This is a genomic window from Acinetobacter brisouisimilis, from assembly GCF_000368265.1.
GTDB lineage: Bacteria > Pseudomonadota > Gammaproteobacteria > Pseudomonadales > Moraxellaceae > Acinetobacter.
The window spans coordinates 1,458,631-1,473,366 of sequence record NZ_KB851219.1 but is presented as its reverse complement, the minus strand read 5'-3'; the positions used below and the strand labels follow the sequence as shown (position 1 = coordinate 1,473,366).

15 protein-coding genes are annotated in these 14,736 nt (G+C 40.2%); 7 read left to right on the top strand and 8 right to left on the bottom strand.

From position 1 onward, the window contains the following. Nucleotides 1-421: 421 nt before the first annotated feature. Entirely contained in the window at nucleotides 422-2,041 is a 1,620-nt protein-coding gene (locus tag F975_RS10735) for an inorganic phosphate transporter (RefSeq protein WP_004753177.1), read from the top strand. 103 nt (nucleotides 2,042-2,144) lie between these two features. Here F975_RS10735 and F975_RS10730 read toward each other — a convergent pair whose 3' ends face one another. Together F975_RS10730 and F975_RS10725 are read right to left on the bottom strand one after the other, a co-directional pair. Beyond that, a complete protein-coding gene (locus F975_RS10730) occupies nucleotides 2,145-3,674 on the bottom strand; it encodes a hypothetical protein (protein WP_004753175.1) in 1,530 nt (509 codons plus the stop codon). Between the two features lie 106 nt (nucleotides 3,675-3,780). Continuing rightward, complete coding sequence (locus F975_RS10725; protein ID WP_004753173.1) at nucleotides 3,781-4,401, bottom strand: rhomboid family intramembrane serine protease; 621 nt, start codon at nucleotides 4,399-4,401, stop codon at nucleotides 3,781-3,783. A gap of 139 nt (nucleotides 4,402-4,540) precedes the next feature. Between F975_RS10725 and nfuA the strand changes: the two genes are divergently transcribed. Then, entirely contained in the window at nucleotides 4,541-5,185 is a 645-nt protein-coding gene (gene nfuA, locus F975_RS10720) for a Fe-S biogenesis protein NfuA (RefSeq protein ID WP_004753170.1), read from the top strand. A 278-nt stretch (nucleotides 5,186-5,463) separates the two neighbouring features. Here the strand turns inward: nfuA and F975_RS10715 are convergent, their stop codons facing one another. Further along, a complete protein-coding gene (locus tag F975_RS10715) occupies nucleotides 5,464-6,486 on the bottom strand; it encodes a hypothetical protein (protein WP_004753168.1) in 1,023 nt (340 codons plus the stop codon). A gap of 224 nt (nucleotides 6,487-6,710) precedes the next feature. On the opposite strand from F975_RS10715, the gene F975_RS10710 reads away from it, so the two are divergent. Then, nucleotides 6,711-7,325 (top strand): carbonic anhydrase, encoded by a 615-nt coding sequence (locus F975_RS10710; RefSeq protein ID WP_004753164.1) that lies wholly within the window; start codon nucleotides 6,711-6,713, stop codon nucleotides 7,323-7,325. 481 nt (nucleotides 7,326-7,806) lie between these two features. On the opposite strand, the gene F975_RS10705 is transcribed toward F975_RS10710, so the two are convergent. Further along, complete coding sequence (locus tag F975_RS10705; protein ID WP_004753162.1) at nucleotides 7,807-9,021, bottom strand: aspartate aminotransferase family protein; 1,215 nt, start codon at nucleotides 9,019-9,021, stop codon at nucleotides 7,807-7,809. A gap of 160 nt (nucleotides 9,022-9,181) precedes the next feature. On the opposite strand from F975_RS10705, the gene grxD reads away from it, so the two are divergent. From grxD to F975_RS10690, 3 genes are all read left to right on the top strand, one after another. Further along, the gene (gene grxD / locus F975_RS10700) at nucleotides 9,182-9,523 is read left to right on the top strand and encodes a Grx4 family monothiol glutaredoxin (RefSeq protein WP_004753159.1); all 342 of its coding nucleotides are present in this window, start codon (nucleotides 9,182-9,184) and stop codon (nucleotides 9,521-9,523) included. Nucleotides 9,524-9,590: 67 nt separating this feature from the next. Continuing rightward, entirely contained in the window at nucleotides 9,591-10,373 is a 783-nt protein-coding gene (locus tag F975_RS10695; protein ID WP_004753157.1) for a Rossmann-like and DUF2520 domain-containing protein, read from the top strand. Between the two features lie 132 nt (nucleotides 10,374-10,505). After that, nucleotides 10,506-11,171 carry a class I SAM-dependent methyltransferase gene (locus F975_RS10690; protein WP_004753155.1) on the top strand — a complete coding sequence of 222 codons (666 nt, stop codon included), beginning with the start codon at nucleotides 10,506-10,508 and terminating at the stop codon, nucleotides 11,169-11,171. A 132-nt stretch (nucleotides 11,172-11,303) separates the two neighbouring features. On the opposite strand, the gene trmB is transcribed toward F975_RS10690, so the two are convergent. After that, nucleotides 11,304-12,020: a tRNA (guanosine(46)-N7)-methyltransferase TrmB gene (gene trmB, locus F975_RS10685; RefSeq protein ID WP_004753153.1), complete on the bottom strand. Its 717-nt coding sequence runs from the start codon at nucleotides 12,018-12,020 to the stop codon at nucleotides 11,304-11,306. Nucleotides 12,021-12,266: 246 nt separating this feature from the next. Between trmB and F975_RS10680 the strand changes: the two genes are divergently transcribed. Then, the gene (locus tag F975_RS10680) at nucleotides 12,267-12,878 is read left to right on the top strand and encodes a glutathione S-transferase family protein (protein ID WP_004753150.1); all 612 of its coding nucleotides are present in this window, start codon (nucleotides 12,267-12,269) and stop codon (nucleotides 12,876-12,878) included. A gap of 71 nt (nucleotides 12,879-12,949) precedes the next feature. Here F975_RS10680 and F975_RS10675 read toward each other — a convergent pair whose 3' ends face one another. The 3 genes from F975_RS10675 to F975_RS10665 form a co-directional block, all read right to left on the bottom strand. Beyond that, nucleotides 12,950-13,366 (bottom strand): HIT family protein, encoded by a 417-nt coding sequence (locus F975_RS10675; protein ID WP_004753148.1) that lies wholly within the window; start codon nucleotides 13,364-13,366, stop codon nucleotides 12,950-12,952. Nucleotides 13,367-13,390: 24 nt separating this feature from the next. Then, entirely contained in the window at nucleotides 13,391-13,657 is a 267-nt protein-coding gene (locus F975_RS10670) for a YARHG domain-containing protein (protein ID WP_004753146.1), read from the bottom strand. Nucleotides 13,658-13,742: 85 nt separating this feature from the next. After that, nucleotides 13,743-14,618 (bottom strand): NAD(P)-dependent oxidoreductase, encoded by an 876-nt coding sequence (locus F975_RS10665; protein WP_004753145.1) that lies wholly within the window; start codon nucleotides 14,616-14,618, stop codon nucleotides 13,743-13,745. Between the last annotated feature and the right edge of the window lie 118 nt (nucleotides 14,619-14,736).

Sequence of the window (14,736 nt, the reverse complement as noted above, 5' to 3'; positions counted from 1 at the left end):
CCTTATATAGCAGAGGGCAACAGCGAGAAAATGAGCTTATTATACGCATGATTGATGTTTTTTGAGCAAAAATAGCGATTTTAATCATATCGGTTTCTTATAAGCTTTATTGATTACACTTTTATGCTGTGCAAAAAAGCGTTAACTGGGTTGCAGATAGCTTATTTTTTTCCAAAAAAATTCATACAAGCTAAAAATTTCATTAATTTGCAATATTTGTATGGCAATTTAGTCAGAAGTCAAATGATGTGTTGGTGCAAAGATAAGGTGTAATTGAATTAAAATAGATCAGATTTTTATCAACTCGTTCAAAATATGCTAAAAAATTAAAAATTGATTTTTCTGTGAAAGGGAATGTCATATAATTGTCATAATTTAAATGAAGAATAAGGGGACTTTTTGATCCTCTTTACATGACTGCATGAATTCGAATATTCCCTCTGCGCCAAAGTCAGTACAATTTGATTCAACGAAATCAAAAAATGTACATGCACCAACTCCTAAGTTTTTTGTGCCTGTATTGTTAACGGTCATTATTTCGACCTTAATTTACATCGGTTTTCAAGTCAGTGCTGATCTGGCACATGTTCCGCCATTAAATTTATATTCAGTAATTTTACTTTCAACCGCTTTGCTCATTGCATTGGGGTTTGAATTTGTCAATGGTTTCCACGATACCGCCAATGCTGTCGCGACAGTCATCTATACCAATGCATTACCTGCACCCGTTGCAGTGATGTGGTCAGGATTTTGTAACTTCCTTGGTGTGATGCTAGCAAGTGGTGCGGTTGCCTACGGTATTATTGCCTTGTTACCCGTTGAGTTGATTGTCAATGTCAACAGTGGTGCAGGTTTTGCCATGGTGTTTGCTTTGCTGATTGCTGCAATTATCTGGAACCTGGGTACGTGGTTTCTGGGAGTTCCTGCTTCAAGTTCACATTCCCTGATTGGCTCCATTCTTGGTGTGGGGTTAATGAATCATTTGTTGAATGCCTCTACAGGAACCAGCGGCATTGACATGACACAGCTTCTCAAAGTTGGGAAGGCTTTGTTATTTTCACCATTGATCGGTTTTGCATTTGCAGCGATTGTTTTTGTCTTGGTGAAGTTTGTTTTTAAACGTCAGCTAAGCCTGTTTGATGCACCAAATGGTCATACACCACCTCCACCGATTGTCCGTGCTTTATTGATTTTCACCTGTACAGGTGTAAGTTTTGCGCATGGCTCGAATGATGGTCAAAAAGGTATGGGCTTGATTATGCTGATTTTGGTTGGGTTAGTGCCGTTAGCATATTCACTTAACAAAAATCTGGACAATAATCAGGTTAGCCAGTTTATCTCGTTATCTCAGCAAACAGCGCCTGCGATTTCCACAGATTATGCTCATATTGAAGATGGTAAAGCCCGCATTATTTTGACCCAGTACATTCAAAATAAAAAGGTTACACCTGATGTATTACCAGCTTTGGCAAGTACAACGCATCATTTAGGGCAAGAGTTGTCACAATACAAATCATTAAAAGATATTCCTGAGCAGCAAGTCAGCCAAATTCGCAATGAAATGTATTTAAGTACCAGTGCTTTGAAAACTTTGGATAAAGCTGAAGCCTTACCAAAGTGGGATGCAGCACAGCAAAAAACCGTGAAAGCTTATCAAAAAAGTTTAGATGGTTTCTTGCAATACATTCCAACATGGGTGAAAGTGGCAGTTGCTCTAGCGTTGGGCTTGGGGACTATGGTTGGCTGGAAGCGCATTGTGATAACAGTGGGTGAGCGTATTGGTAAAAACCATATGACCTATGCTCAAGGTATGTCGGCCGAACTGGTTGCGATGAGTACGATTGCAGCAGCAGACAGTTTTGGTTTACCTGTATCAACTACACATGTTTTAAATAGTGCTGTAGCAGGAACGATGGTTGCCAATAAATCTGGCTTACAGTGGATCACTATCCGTAATATTATTTCAGCTTGGGTACTGACTTTACCTGCAACGATCTGTTTATCTGGTGGTTTATACTGGTTGTTTTTACGCTTCGTCTAATTAATATCCAAAAACAGATTCATATAAAAAAAGCTTTGCCTCGGCAAAGCTTTTTTTATGTCTTGTTCTTTAATGATTCGGTTGAACAGCCAAAAACAACAACTTATTTTTTATTTAATGGGAATTTATCGGCCACTAACCCATAAATTGCGGCGAATGGTAATGCACTTCGAACCAGATAAGCTGCGTTCCACATACCTCCATGATTGGCACCATTCATGAGCAATTCCAGTGGATGATCCAACTGATTGTTTGGGTTAGCAAGGGCTTTCGGATTGCGTAGGTCATGAATCCACATCGCTGCCATGAGCGCATTGGTAGTTTCTGGTTGGAAAGCCTCTACATTAAATAAATGTGCACCATTAAATGCAGCTCTAAGTAATGGGTTTTTAGTCACAGAGTGTGTGGTGGTCGATGGTGCGATATTGATACAGACATGCTGGCCTTGCTCCCGTGCCATAATTGCTCGCCACTGCTGAATTCGTTTAGCAAGAGCGTAGTTAGGGCCTTGTTCAATAACCAAACAATCAGCAATCGCATAATCTTTACCATTATTAGAATGGTAGAGTTCACGAGAATGCGGTTTCAGGAAATGACGGATACTCAGCTGCGAAACACCTTTGGCAAGCAATTTCTCAATCGTAGAGCGCTCTCTGGATTTTTGTTTGCAATTCTCAACCACATGTTTAGGAACCGCATAGACGTCAGTAGGTGTGCACATAAACATCAGGCTGGAGTCGGGTTTTTGCTCACTGACATATTGCATGATCGCATCCATTGCCATCGCAACGCGGACATGTTTTTCACCGTCCAAATAAGCGATTGCTGCCATATGTAGGCGCTGAGGCATTTGAGCTAGCCAACCTGCAATTTCAGGTGTCTGGGTCAGCAAATTCGCACCCAGTTTATGGCTTAACTCACTGATCGAATAGTCATTTGCAAGAGGTTCCTGACTGGGTGCAATCAGTGTTGCATTGCCTTGTTCTATTTTATTTAAAATACGCGACCAAACTTTTTCATTAGGCAGATCAATCGCCACAATATTGGCTTTCCATTTGCAAAGCCAAGTCAGAGGGCCTGCTTCTGAACCTGCTCCAAACAGCACCATGTGATAGTTTGACAAATCGAGCCATTCTGGATGTGCATGAACTTCACGTAAGGCATCCGCATGGCTAGGTTCAATAATGCCTTGCTGTTCCCAAGTCGTAATCTGATCAAGTAAGGCTTGTCCTCTAAGTTCCTGACCATGATAGGGAACATACCACTCTGGCGTGTGCTGACCTTTTCCTTTGATTGTAATGCTGTGTAAATTCTGAATGTGTGGTACTCGCATAAAGTCTTTAAGCGAGTGGTGTTGATTGTTGCGGTAAAATTCAAATAATTGATGTGCCTTATGCAAGCCCTGACTGGCAATCTTGAAAGGGTTATCCTGATATAAAATACCTTGATATACCATTGCCTTAAAATAATGTGGATAACGCTTGCGCCAGTTTTTTTCCTTGAGCACTTGCTGGGACAATTTGTTGTCAACTAAAGCCAGTGCTTCAGAAATAATCTGTTTGCCTGTGTGCGAGGTACTGGCACGATGGGTTTCTGGGTCAATTGGAAATTGTAATCCTTCAGGAGCAGACATTGATCTTCCTTATTTTCATTTACTGCGATCATGATTCATTATGTATCCCAATACAGCAAAAGGCATAACATAAATGATCAAATTTGCTAAAAAATGTAGCTTTTTATTAGAAGAATGGCACATGCTGAATTTGATTAAAGAAGTAACCAATCACTGCCGGGTTAACTACAATCGTGACAACAACACCATAGAGTGCTCCCCAGAGATGTGCGCTGTGATTAATGTGGCTCCCTTGACGTTTACTTGACCAAATGCTGTAGCCTACATATAAAATTGCAAAAACAATGGCTGGCATGGGAATGAAAAATACCAGAATTAGACTCCAGGGTTTAAACAGAATATAAGAAAACAGTACAGCAGAAACGGCACCTGAAGCCCCTAAACTTGCCCATTGATAATCATTCTTATGTTTTAGATAACTTGGCAAGATGCTAAAAATTAATGCACCAAAATAAAATAGCACAAAACCCATATTGTCTAAGTATTGGCGGTAAAACTGTTCAATGACACTACCGAAGAAAAACAGGGTAATCATGTTAAACAGCAAATGAGTACCATCAGCATGAACAAAGCCATGTGCAAAGAAACGATCATATTGACCTTGTTGAACAGCAGGTGGCCAAAAAATTAGTCGGTTCATGACCTGTTGCTTGGAAAACGCCAACAACGAGATCGCAACAGTGATAATAATTAAGGTAATGGTGTGGTTAAAAGGTAAAGGTAACATAAGAGTTTTCGCTTAATTCCGATCTGGTTTCATAGAGGCTATATGCGGGTATAAAAGAATTCCGACAATTTTAGTTGATTTTTCTCAATTCCCCCATATCTTCAGTTAAAATACAATCTTCATATTGAGGAAAAACGTTATGTCGACTGAGAACATCAGCATTAAAGTGACAGACGCAGAGGAAATTCCAAATTTATTGATTACTCCCTCTGCACAAGAGTATTTAAGTGATTTATTGGAAAAACAAAATACTCCAGGCATTGGTGTTCGTGTTTTTGTAGAAAACGCAGGAACGCCGCGTGCTGAATGCTGCATGGCTTATAGTGCACCAGATGAAGTAATTCCAACAGACTATAAACAAGATTATCCAGATTTTCCTGCCTTTGTTGATCGTCCATCGATTCCGTATTTGCGTGATGCTGTAATCGACTATAACAAAGATCGCTTTGGTGGTCAGCTGACTTTCCGTGCACCAAACTCGAAAGTGCCGCGTGTTGGTCCAGATGCTTCGATTGAAGAGCGTATCATCTATGTGTTGCAAGCTGAAATTAATCCAGGTCTTGCAGGGCATGGCGGTAGCTGCTCATTGGTTGAAGTCCAAGATGACGCTGAGAATGGTTTAACTGCAGTACTAAAATTTGGTGGTGGTTGTCAGGGGTGTTCAGCAATCGATGTGACCTTGAAGCAAGGTGTCGAAACGACTTTGCGCGAACATATTCCTGAGCTGCAACGTGTGGTTGACCAAACTGACCATAGTCAGGCTGAAGGCGCTTATTTTAAATAATAACGAAAGCGTTTGCCGTAAAGCCAAAACCTCCATAAATAATGGAGGTTTTTTTATGATCTGAAAAAATAACTGACCTTAAAAATCTAACTTATACACTACAGCTAAAATGCTGAGTAAGCTTTTGGCTATATTTATTTGCATGAGGGGCTGCTGCTACAGCCCGATCTATCGATGATTAAATTGCCAGTTGTCACACAGAGACAAGCAGTAGCACTAGAGTGATACGGTTTGGCAATCTTAGCTTAAACGAAAGAAAGTTCAGGTTTAATCAGACCCTATTCTTGATTGTTGTCGAAGGCCAAAATTTGCCGTGTTGTTTCAGCATAATAAAAGCGTTCTAAAAAACCACGTGCGCGTTGTCTTAAAAAGCCTGAGCTAATTGCTTGTTGCATAATAGATGCAAATAATGGCTGTAACTGCTGCATGAGTAAGCCTTCATCTATATTTAAATCACGTAGTAATTGTCGGAAGTTACGCTCCTGATTGCGCACATACCACGTATATAAACCATCATGTAGCTGCTGTTTTAAATAGTCCGTTTGACGCAGATGATTCCAAACCTCATGTGCAAGCCCAACGGTATGTGGCAAGTCTTCTAGGACGATATAATTTTTAAACACGCTGAGTGGTGAGGCTTTGATTTTGTGCCACAGATTCGCCTGAAAATGATAGAGCTTGTCATTGTCAAAATGCTGATTCAGCACTTGTTCGCTCAGTTGGCTCAATTTTACGATATTTTTTTGTAAATAATGTGCCACTGTCTGTTCAAAGCGTGAGTCTGTGACACTTTCAAACACTGATTTGCCCATTTTCATAAAACGCCCAACAGTTGGCACACGCTTGCCCATACTATGTTCGAAATAATCTTCTAAAGCTTGCTGAATCAGTTGGGAAATCATGGCAGAAAAAGCAGGATGATTCACAACCCGATGAATTAATTTGTGACGATGTTCAGTTTTGCTTGCAACATATTGAGCAATTTTGTCAATGGTCATGACATCGAAGATATCTGCAATTTTTGTATGATCATTGAGGTCGTGTACCAATGCAAAACGAATATGTTCAACACATTGTTCAACAAAAAATGCGCTTAACTGGTTTTTTAAGACTTGTTGTTCCAGCAAATTAAACAGACTTTGAAAGTTCCACAAATCCTGCAAGTTTTGTTCTGTAAACCAATGAAAAAACGCCTGAACTTCATCATGCAGATTTTTAGGTTGAGAGAATTCCTGCTCTAAAAAATCGAGATGAGATTCAATTAATTGCTCTATACGAGGATGTGCAGCAGTGGCAGTCATAGACAATCAAAATCAACATGGAAAGCTTTCAGTATACCTTGTCTAAAAAAATAGATGCTAGAGATAGATTTTATGCAAATTAAAAAAACTTGGGAAAAAAGTGCTTTGAATTACGAAATTCAGACCAATAAGTTCTACAAAGAGGATGTTTTAGTCAGTGACAAGCGTGTTATGCAGTTTTAGAATGTTGTTGATTTTTCAATTTAAAGCGAATGGGAAATAACATGTTAACGGCACAAGAAGCCCTAGAGCGTTTAAAACAAGGTAACGAGCGTTTTGTAAATGGGAAATCCTCAATTCCTGACCTCGTTTCACAAGAACACCGTGAATTACTCACAACAGACCAAAATCCGTTTGCAATTATTTTGGGTTGTTCGGATTCTCGAGTTCCTGCTGAAATTGTATTTGATCAGGGCTTGGGTGATCTATTCGTAATTCGTGTTGCAGGTAATATTGTTGCGCCTTCTCAAGTGGGAAGTGTGGAATTTGCAGCAGAACGCTATGATTGTGCTGTTGTGGTCGTTTTAGGTCATAGTCACTGTGGCGCTATTCAGGCAACCATCGATACTTTGATGAATCCTGAGAGTCCACCATCAAGCAACTTGATGTCAATTGTCAATCGTGTGCGTCCATCGGTTGAAATTTTAATGCAGACTGAACTTAAACACGATCTTTGCAAACTTTCAGAACATGCAGTACGTTCAAACGTCTTTGCATCAGTCAATCAGTTACGTCATGGCTCAGCAGTATTAGAAAGTCTGATTGCTAAAGGTAAAATGATTGTTGTGGGTGCTGAGTATTCACTACAAACAGGTAATGTCGATTTTTTTGATTTCTAAGAATTAAAAAAGAGTCTTATTCTGAAATAGAATGATATGTTGTTTTAAACAAACGCCTGATGAATTTTCATTGGGCGTTTGTATTTTTAAAGATAAATGTAGTTGCTTACTGTTGGGTTTTTTATCATTTTTACTTTAGTAAAGTGAAAAAATAAAATGGGCTTATGACAGGCATTGATTCTAAATCTCTATTGATTTCTTAATCAGTTTTCTAGCCTTTGCAATCTTTTTTTAAATTCCATTTTTTTTTAAGATCTTCTGTAAATATGAGTTTCTAAGCCTACAGCGTTGAACTGATTACTGAACAATCCTAATAGATCACTTTACTGACTAAATGTGAGCGTAAATCTGCTTACACTCAACCCAATATAAAAAAACCGAGTTAATGACTTAACTCGGTTTTGAATTAGTGACTATGCTTCTTTGCTGGATTTTTCCTATGGAATAAATATAACAAAGGGGTAATCTGTGATGAGACAGATTAGTTGTGCAAGAAGTCTTTAATCAGTGGTACAAGACGTTGAATCAGGTCATCTGCCTGTTCTTGCGTCATGTTCAGCGCTGGCAATAAACGTACAACGTTGCCCGCAGTCACATTAATGATTAATTGCTTTTGTTCACGAGCAGTATTGACCAATGTGCCACAGGCTTTTGGTAATTCGATCCCGATCATCATACCAAAACCACGCACAGTCACATTTAACCCGCTAAGTTGGCTACGTAACTGATCAACAATGTATTGACCAATTTTTCCAGCATTCTCAACAATATTTTCTTTTTGAAGTAGATCAAGCACGGTATATACCACACGCGAACCCAAAGCTGTACCACCATAAGTTGAACCGTGGTTACCTGCTTGTAACACACCTACAGCACGACCTTGAGCCATTACAGCACCGATCGGGAAACCATTTCCTAAGCCCTTCGCCGTGGTTAATACATCAGGAATAATGTTGGTGTGTTGATAAGCAAAGAATTTACCTGTACGACCATTACCTGTCTGTACTTCATCAAGCATCATCAGCCATTGGTGTTGGTTACAGATCTGACGAATTTCTTCTAGATAACTAAATCCTTGAGGAGCAGTATTGACGCCACCTTCACCTTGAATTGGCTCAACCAGTATTGCCACAATATCAGGATGTGCTAAAGCCAGTTCTTGGATCGCTTCAATATCGCCAAATGGAACGCGTAAGAAACCTTCCACTAAAGGAGCAAAGCCTTCTTGCACTTTGGCATTGCCTGTTGCTGAAAGGGTTGCCAAAGTACGGCCGTGGAATGAATGTTCAGCGACAATAATTTTCGGTGACTGGATACCTTGCTGGTGTCCATATTTACGTGCAATTTTAATTGCACCCTCATTGGATTCTGCACCACTGTTGGAAAAGAAGATTTCTTCCATACCAGACACTTCTGCCAATTTTTGTGCTGCGGCAGTTTGCCAAGGAATCTCAAACAGGTTGCTGGTATGAACAAGGGTTTGAGCCTGTTCTGCAATAGCTTGTGCGATTACAGGGTGAGCATGTCCCAAACCACAAACCGCGATCCCTGTTAGCGCATCGAGGTAAGCTGTACCATCTTCAGTATATAAATACGAACCTTGTCCTCGCACAAAACTGATCGGTTGGCGACCATAAGTTGCCATTAGATGAGAAGGCTGATCAGTTTGTACCGGAGCAAGGGTAATATTACTCATGATAATCTCGTATTGGTTTTAGATTAAAAAAGGTTTATATAAACAAAATCTGCCACAGATGGAAAGTCATAATAAGAGAAAAACAGAAAAATTCTCGACATACCCACCTTATTCCTAAGTTTTAGGTATAATACCGCCTAGAATAGTTGAGGATTTATCTATGACTGAACAAGCACGCGATACTGAAGCGTTAATTCGTGATCAAATTGCTAAACATGCTGTACTTCTATATATGAAAGGCACACCACAATTCCCACAATGTGGTTTTTCTGCACGTGCAGTAGAAGCACTCAGTCAGATTGGTCGTCCATTTGCTTATGTGAATATCTTGGAAAATCCAGATATTCGTGCAACTTTACCAAAAATTGCAAACTGGCCAACATTTCCACAGCTTTGGATCAATGGCGAGTTAATCGGCGGTAGCGACATCATGCTCGATATGTTCCAAAAAGGCGAATTACAGCCTTTGGTTGAACAATACAGCTCAGCACCAGAAGCATAATCTGCTGCCGATCTGAAAAGCGCCATATTTGGCGCTTTTTTATTGTGGAGTGCTTGAGAAAATCATTATGAAAATAAGTTTTATTGGTTCTGGGCGTGTCGCTACTCATTTGGCAATGGCCTTACAACAATCGGGACATCAGATTCAGCAAGTCTATAGCCCAAATTTGACGCATGCTCAGCAGCTTGCGATACAGGTTCATGCTTGTGCAGTAGATCAGTTACAGCAATTAGATCACCAGATTGAGTTGCTAATTATCGCGGTAAAAGATCAGGCAATTGCGCAAGTTGCTCAGCAGCTATCCAAGCATTTATCGAATATATTGGTGTTGCATACTTCAGGTAGTACGGACCTTCAAGTTTTACAACAGCATCATGTACGCTGTGGGGTGCTGTATCCATTACAAACATTTAGTTTTGAAAAATCAGTAGATTGGAAAAATGTACCTTTACTACTCGAAACCACTCAGCCGCAAGATTTGGTCTTGTTGCAAGATTTAGCACAGCAGTTAAGTCAGCGGGTGTATGTATATTCATCCGCACAGCGCTTGAGCTTGCATTTGGCTGCGGTATTTGCCTGTAACTTCAGCAATTATTGTTATGACATGGCTAAACAGGTGGTGGATGGGGCCGCAGTCGATTTTAGTTTGCTCTATCCTTTAATTTTAGAAACTGCACAAAAAGCCACGCAGTTTAATCCGAAAGATGTACAAACAGGGCCAGCCGTACGTCAAGATCAACAGATTTTGAAGATGCATCAAGATATCTTGCAGTATCAACAACGTGCTGATTTAGCAGAGATTTATCAACAATTGAGTCATGCAATTCAGCGCAGACATACGGCAACATAAAATAATTCAGAGACTTTGACGTTTTTCTGATAATGAACTTCTAGGTCAATAAGCTAGAGTAGTATCCCAGATTCCTTTATATTGATGCCCATGATTTAGGATGATGAAAAATAACAAAATCAAGAGGATAAAATGGCAAAAAATTTTCATAGCCCGCAAGTGGTTGCCAGTTATGATCAACACATCGTCAAGCTCATACCGGGTTATGAGCTGATCCATCAGCAGATCGCGGCAATTTTACAACACTATTTGCCAGAGTCTGCACGAGTTTTGGTGGTGGGCTGCGGCACAGGTTATGAGCTGGCTTATTTGAGTCAACAGCATCCTGACTGGCAATTGACGGCATTAGACTTGTCTGCCGCTATGCTCGAAACAGCGCAGCGGCGTTTGGCAGGGGTGACGCAAATTGAGTGGGTTGAAGGGGATTTAAACTGTTTGGATTCAACCGCGCAGTACGATGCCGTTTTAAGCATACTGGTTGCTCATTTTATTGAACCATCGAAAAAACAGGATTTTTTCCAGTCTATTTATCGGCATTTAAAGCCAGAGGGTATATTGCTCAATGTTGATTTGACTCAACCTGAGCAGGAGAGTGACCTTGCCATGCTGCAACAGGTGTGTGAGCAAACAGGTTTAACACCTGAGCAAAGTCAGAAAATGCGTCAGCGATTACAGCAAGATTTTCATTTATTGAGTCCTGAACAGAATATTCAGCTATTGCACCGTGCAGGGTTCGCTCGAGTTACAGGCTTTTGGCAAATGCTGCAATATCGTGGTGTGATGGCATTTCCTGTTTAACTGTGAAACTGTCCAGTGCTATGGATTTGATGAAGCCTTGATGTATGTAATTAATTGAATTGTTAAAGTTATGGTTGGCTTTCTTTGGGAAAGCATAATGCCAAATTAGCTTGGCATTATGCTAAAAATCAATTATTTAATTTTTTTAAAAATAAAGTCATTAATCTTGTGACCTGACTCTAAACCACGACGTTCAAACTTGGTCAGAGGGCGCCATTCTGGGCGAGGGTAGCTGTTGCCTTTGCCTGCCAGATTTTCTAGGTTTTCCCGATTGTCTAAGACATCAAGCATCCATTCTGCGTATGGTTCCCAGTCTGTTGCGGCATGGAATGTACCGCCAAGTTCCAGTTTTTGTTCTACTAGAGCCATGCGTTCATCGACCACAAAACGGCGTTTGAAATGACGTTTTTTCTGCCATGGATCTGGGAAATACAATTGTACACAGTTAATACTGGCATCTGGCATTTCACGCAAAACCTGAATCGCATCGGCATCTAGCACTTTGAGATTGTCTAAACCTACTTCACCTGCTTCATAAACACATTGGGCAATACCAGGAATATGTACTTCAATCCCGACATAGTTGCGTTCAGGGTTGGCTTGTGCCATGAGTACGAGAGAACGCCCCATTCCAAAACCAATTTCAACAGTCAATGGACGTTCAGGATGTGAAAAATGCTGACGTAAATCACCGACTGGATATTCCAAAATAAAGTCACGATGTTGTTCCAGCGCGGTACGTTGTGAAGTATTTAGCGGGGATGAGCGACGCATAAATGTCACAATTTCACGGTGCTCGTGCAAATTGTCTAACTCAACAATTTGTGGTTCAAGTTGCTCGTTACTCATAAGAATGGAATTCAATGGATTAAAAAACCGATATTTTAAGTCGCGATTTAAGCAAGTCAAATAAAAAATCTCTCATCCACACGATGATGCTATAGCTTTAGACAACAGAAAATAAGTTTTATTGTTTTTTTGCAAGTAATGTACTTTTTTGCAATTTTCGTGATTCAGCACTTGCAAGTTGTATCGTGGCGTTTTAAAACAATAAAGTCAGAGTAAAAAACACAGAAAAAGGACGAGAGACAAGCTATGAAGCTGTATTATTCGCCAGGGGCTTGCTCACTTGCAGCCCATATTATATTAAATGAAATTAATGTTGATTTTGACTTGGAAAAAGTCAACTTAAAAACCCATACCACAGAAAAAGGGAGTGATTATTATCAAATTAACCCAAAAGGCTATGTGCCAGCTTTAGAAATTAACCCAGGCTTGATTTTAACTGAAATGGTTGCGATTTTACCTTTCTTGGCACAGCATGATCCACATCAGGACTTGATTCCACCCTCAGGTTTGGGACGTGCTAAAGTGTTGGAATGGTTGGGTTTCTTAAATTCAGAATTGCATGATGCGTATGCTGTATTTTTTGGTAAACCACTGACAGATGAAGAAAAATCTAGAGCCTATCAGGAAATAGACCGATTGCTAGATTATATTGATCAGGCGATTGCCAACTCGGATACTGAATACTTGGTTGGCGATAATTTTGGTCCTGCTGACGCTTATTTGTTTGTGCTGACCAACTGGTCACCGTTAATTAAGCATGAGCTTGACTCATATAAGCACATTATTGAGTTACGTAACAAAGTAGCTGTGCGCCAGTCTGTGCAAATCGCAATGCGTGATGAAGGTTTAATTAGTTAATTATTGTTTTTTATCAAACTATTTTTAAATTAAATAAGAAAAAAGGAGCAATTGCTCCTTTTTTTATGTTTTTATGCTAGTGCAGCTTTAATTTTTTCTGCAAAGCCTTTGATTTTCTCCTGATCGCCCATTTCTGCAGCGTGTCGCCCTAGCTTATGTACTGAACTTGGAATCAGATGAAAATGCACATGGGGTACAGTTTGTCCTGCGGCTTCGCCCGAAAGTTGCATCAGCACAATGCCTTTTGCACTCAGTGCAGTTTCAATGGCACGTGCTATTTTTTGCACAATTTGAATGGTGTAGGCTGCATCTTCTGCAGGCAAGTCCAGTAAAGTTTCTGCCTGAGCTTTTGGTATAACCAAAGTATGGCCATCGGCTTGCGGCATAATGTCCATAAATGCAAGTACGCGGTCATCTTCATAGACTTTAATTGCTGGGATTTCGCCACGTAAAATTTTTGCAAAAATATTTTGGTCATTATATGCCATAACGTATTTCCTTAAAGTGCTGAATTATTTACAGCTTAATTCTTTCTGACGAGCTTTGATCTGGTCAAGTTTTTGTTGCTCTTTTTCAGAAAATTTTGGTTTGGTGGTATGACAGTTGTCGTTACCATATTTTGCTTTGGCTTCAGGATCGCTAAAACAATAACCTTTTGACGCATAAATCAGATTATAGTCATCTTTGAGTTTTTGACATTCCTGCTCAGAGGCTGCAAGCGCATTAATGCTGAACAATCCTGCCAACATCGCAATAAGCGCAACTGAAAACTTCTTCATGAGCTGTTCCTTCATTTGTAACGATATGTGTTTATACACAAGGTTTAATATGGATACAGTTGCACCAAATTGCAATGTTTAAAGATTACTCAATTGTAATCTTGCTCCATGATTCGTACATTTTTGCCACAGTAGAAAAGTCACTGTTTTCTTCAGCTAAAGCATTGGCAGCTTGAATCAGGCTTTGTGACAAACCAATCACAGGTGCAGCAAGTTTGGCTTCACGTACCAGATCAACCGCGATGCCTGTATCTTTTGCCAGAAGTGGCAAAGCAAAAGTCAGTGGGAAACTACGGTTAAAGATACGGTTGGGTACGATATTGCTAGTCACGGTGCTTTGCCCACTTGACGCATTGATGCATTCAAATGCTTCTGTCAGGTTTACGCCGTGCGCTTTTAATGTGGTTGCACCCTCACAAGCTGCACATAAATGTACTGCCATGAGCATATTGTTGACCGCTTTTACTGCAAAACCTGCACCTGATTCGCCAACATGTTTAATCAGTTTTCCAACCGCTTGCATGGCAGGTAAAGCACGTTCAAAGGCTGCTGCATCGCCACCTACCATAACAGTTAATGTCGCATTTTCAGCTCCAACTGTTTGTCCGCTCACAGGTGCATCAAGGTAGTCAACACCATGCTGTTTAAGCTGTGCTGCGAGTTGTTGTGCGCTCGCAGGAACACCACTGGTACAATCGATCCAAATAGCACCTGATTTAATTTTGACACTGTTAATCAGGTTTTCAACGTCTTGGCTGGTCGGCAAGCAAGAAAAAATAATATCGGCTTGTACTGCTTGTTCTAAAGAAACTGCTTGTGTTGCATATGTTTGAGCATGTTGTTTGGCTTTTTCTTCTGTGCGGTTCCAAACCAGAACTTGCTCAAAGTGTTTCGGTAAATGTGCTGCCATACGGTAGCCCATAGCACCTAAACCGAGGAATGCAACAGATGAGATGGTCATGATAAGTCCTTGATAATATGGATTGGGAGCTTTAAAGCAATCACTATGCCAAAATCACTACATACTGAAATGGCAATCTTCTGCTATTGATATAACCAATTTTGATAAGATCGGCAAT

Coding starts and splice junctions, on each gene's coding strand:
- F975_RS10715 (WP_004753168.1), bottom strand. CDS start 6,486: ATGACTGCCACTGCTGCACATCCTCGTATAGAGCAATTAATTGAATCT.
- trmB (WP_004753153.1), bottom strand. CDS start 12,020: ATGAGTAACGAGCAACTTGAACCACAAATTGTTGAGTTAGACAATTTG.
- F975_RS10695 (WP_004753157.1), top strand. CDS start 9,591: ATGAAAATAAGTTTTATTGGTTCTGGGCGTGTCGCTACTCATTTGGCA.
- grxD (WP_004753159.1), top strand. CDS start 9,182: ATGACTGAACAAGCACGCGATACTGAAGCGTTAATTCGTGATCAAATT.
- F975_RS10670 (WP_004753146.1), bottom strand. CDS start 13,657: ATGAAGAAGTTTTCAGTTGCGCTTATTGCGATGTTGGCAGGATTGTTC.
- F975_RS10680 (WP_004753150.1), top strand. CDS start 12,267: ATGAAGCTGTATTATTCGCCAGGGGCTTGCTCACTTGCAGCCCATATT.
- F975_RS10710 (WP_004753164.1), top strand. CDS start 6,711: ATGTTAACGGCACAAGAAGCCCTAGAGCGTTTAAAACAAGGTAACGAG.
- F975_RS10675 (WP_004753148.1), bottom strand. CDS start 13,366: ATGGCATATAATGACCAAAATATTTTTGCAAAAATTTTACGTGGCGAA.
- F975_RS10705 (WP_004753162.1), bottom strand. CDS start 9,021: ATGAGTAATATTACCCTTGCTCCGGTACAAACTGATCAGCCTTCTCAT.
- F975_RS10735 (WP_004753177.1), top strand. CDS start 422: ATGAATTCGAATATTCCCTCTGCGCCAAAGTCAGTACAATTTGATTCA.
- F975_RS10730 (WP_004753175.1), bottom strand. CDS start 3,674: ATGTCTGCTCCTGAAGGATTACAATTTCCAATTGACCCAGAAACCCAT.
- nfuA (WP_004753170.1), top strand. CDS start 4,541: ATGTCGACTGAGAACATCAGCATTAAAGTGACAGACGCAGAGGAAATT.
- F975_RS10725 (WP_004753173.1), bottom strand. CDS start 4,401: ATGTTACCTTTACCTTTTAACCACACCATTACCTTAATTATTATCACT.
- F975_RS10690 (WP_004753155.1), top strand. CDS start 10,506: ATGGCAAAAAATTTTCATAGCCCGCAAGTGGTTGCCAGTTATGATCAA.
- F975_RS10665 (WP_004753145.1), bottom strand. CDS start 14,618: ATGACCATCTCATCTGTTGCATTCCTCGGTTTAGGTGCTATGGGCTAC.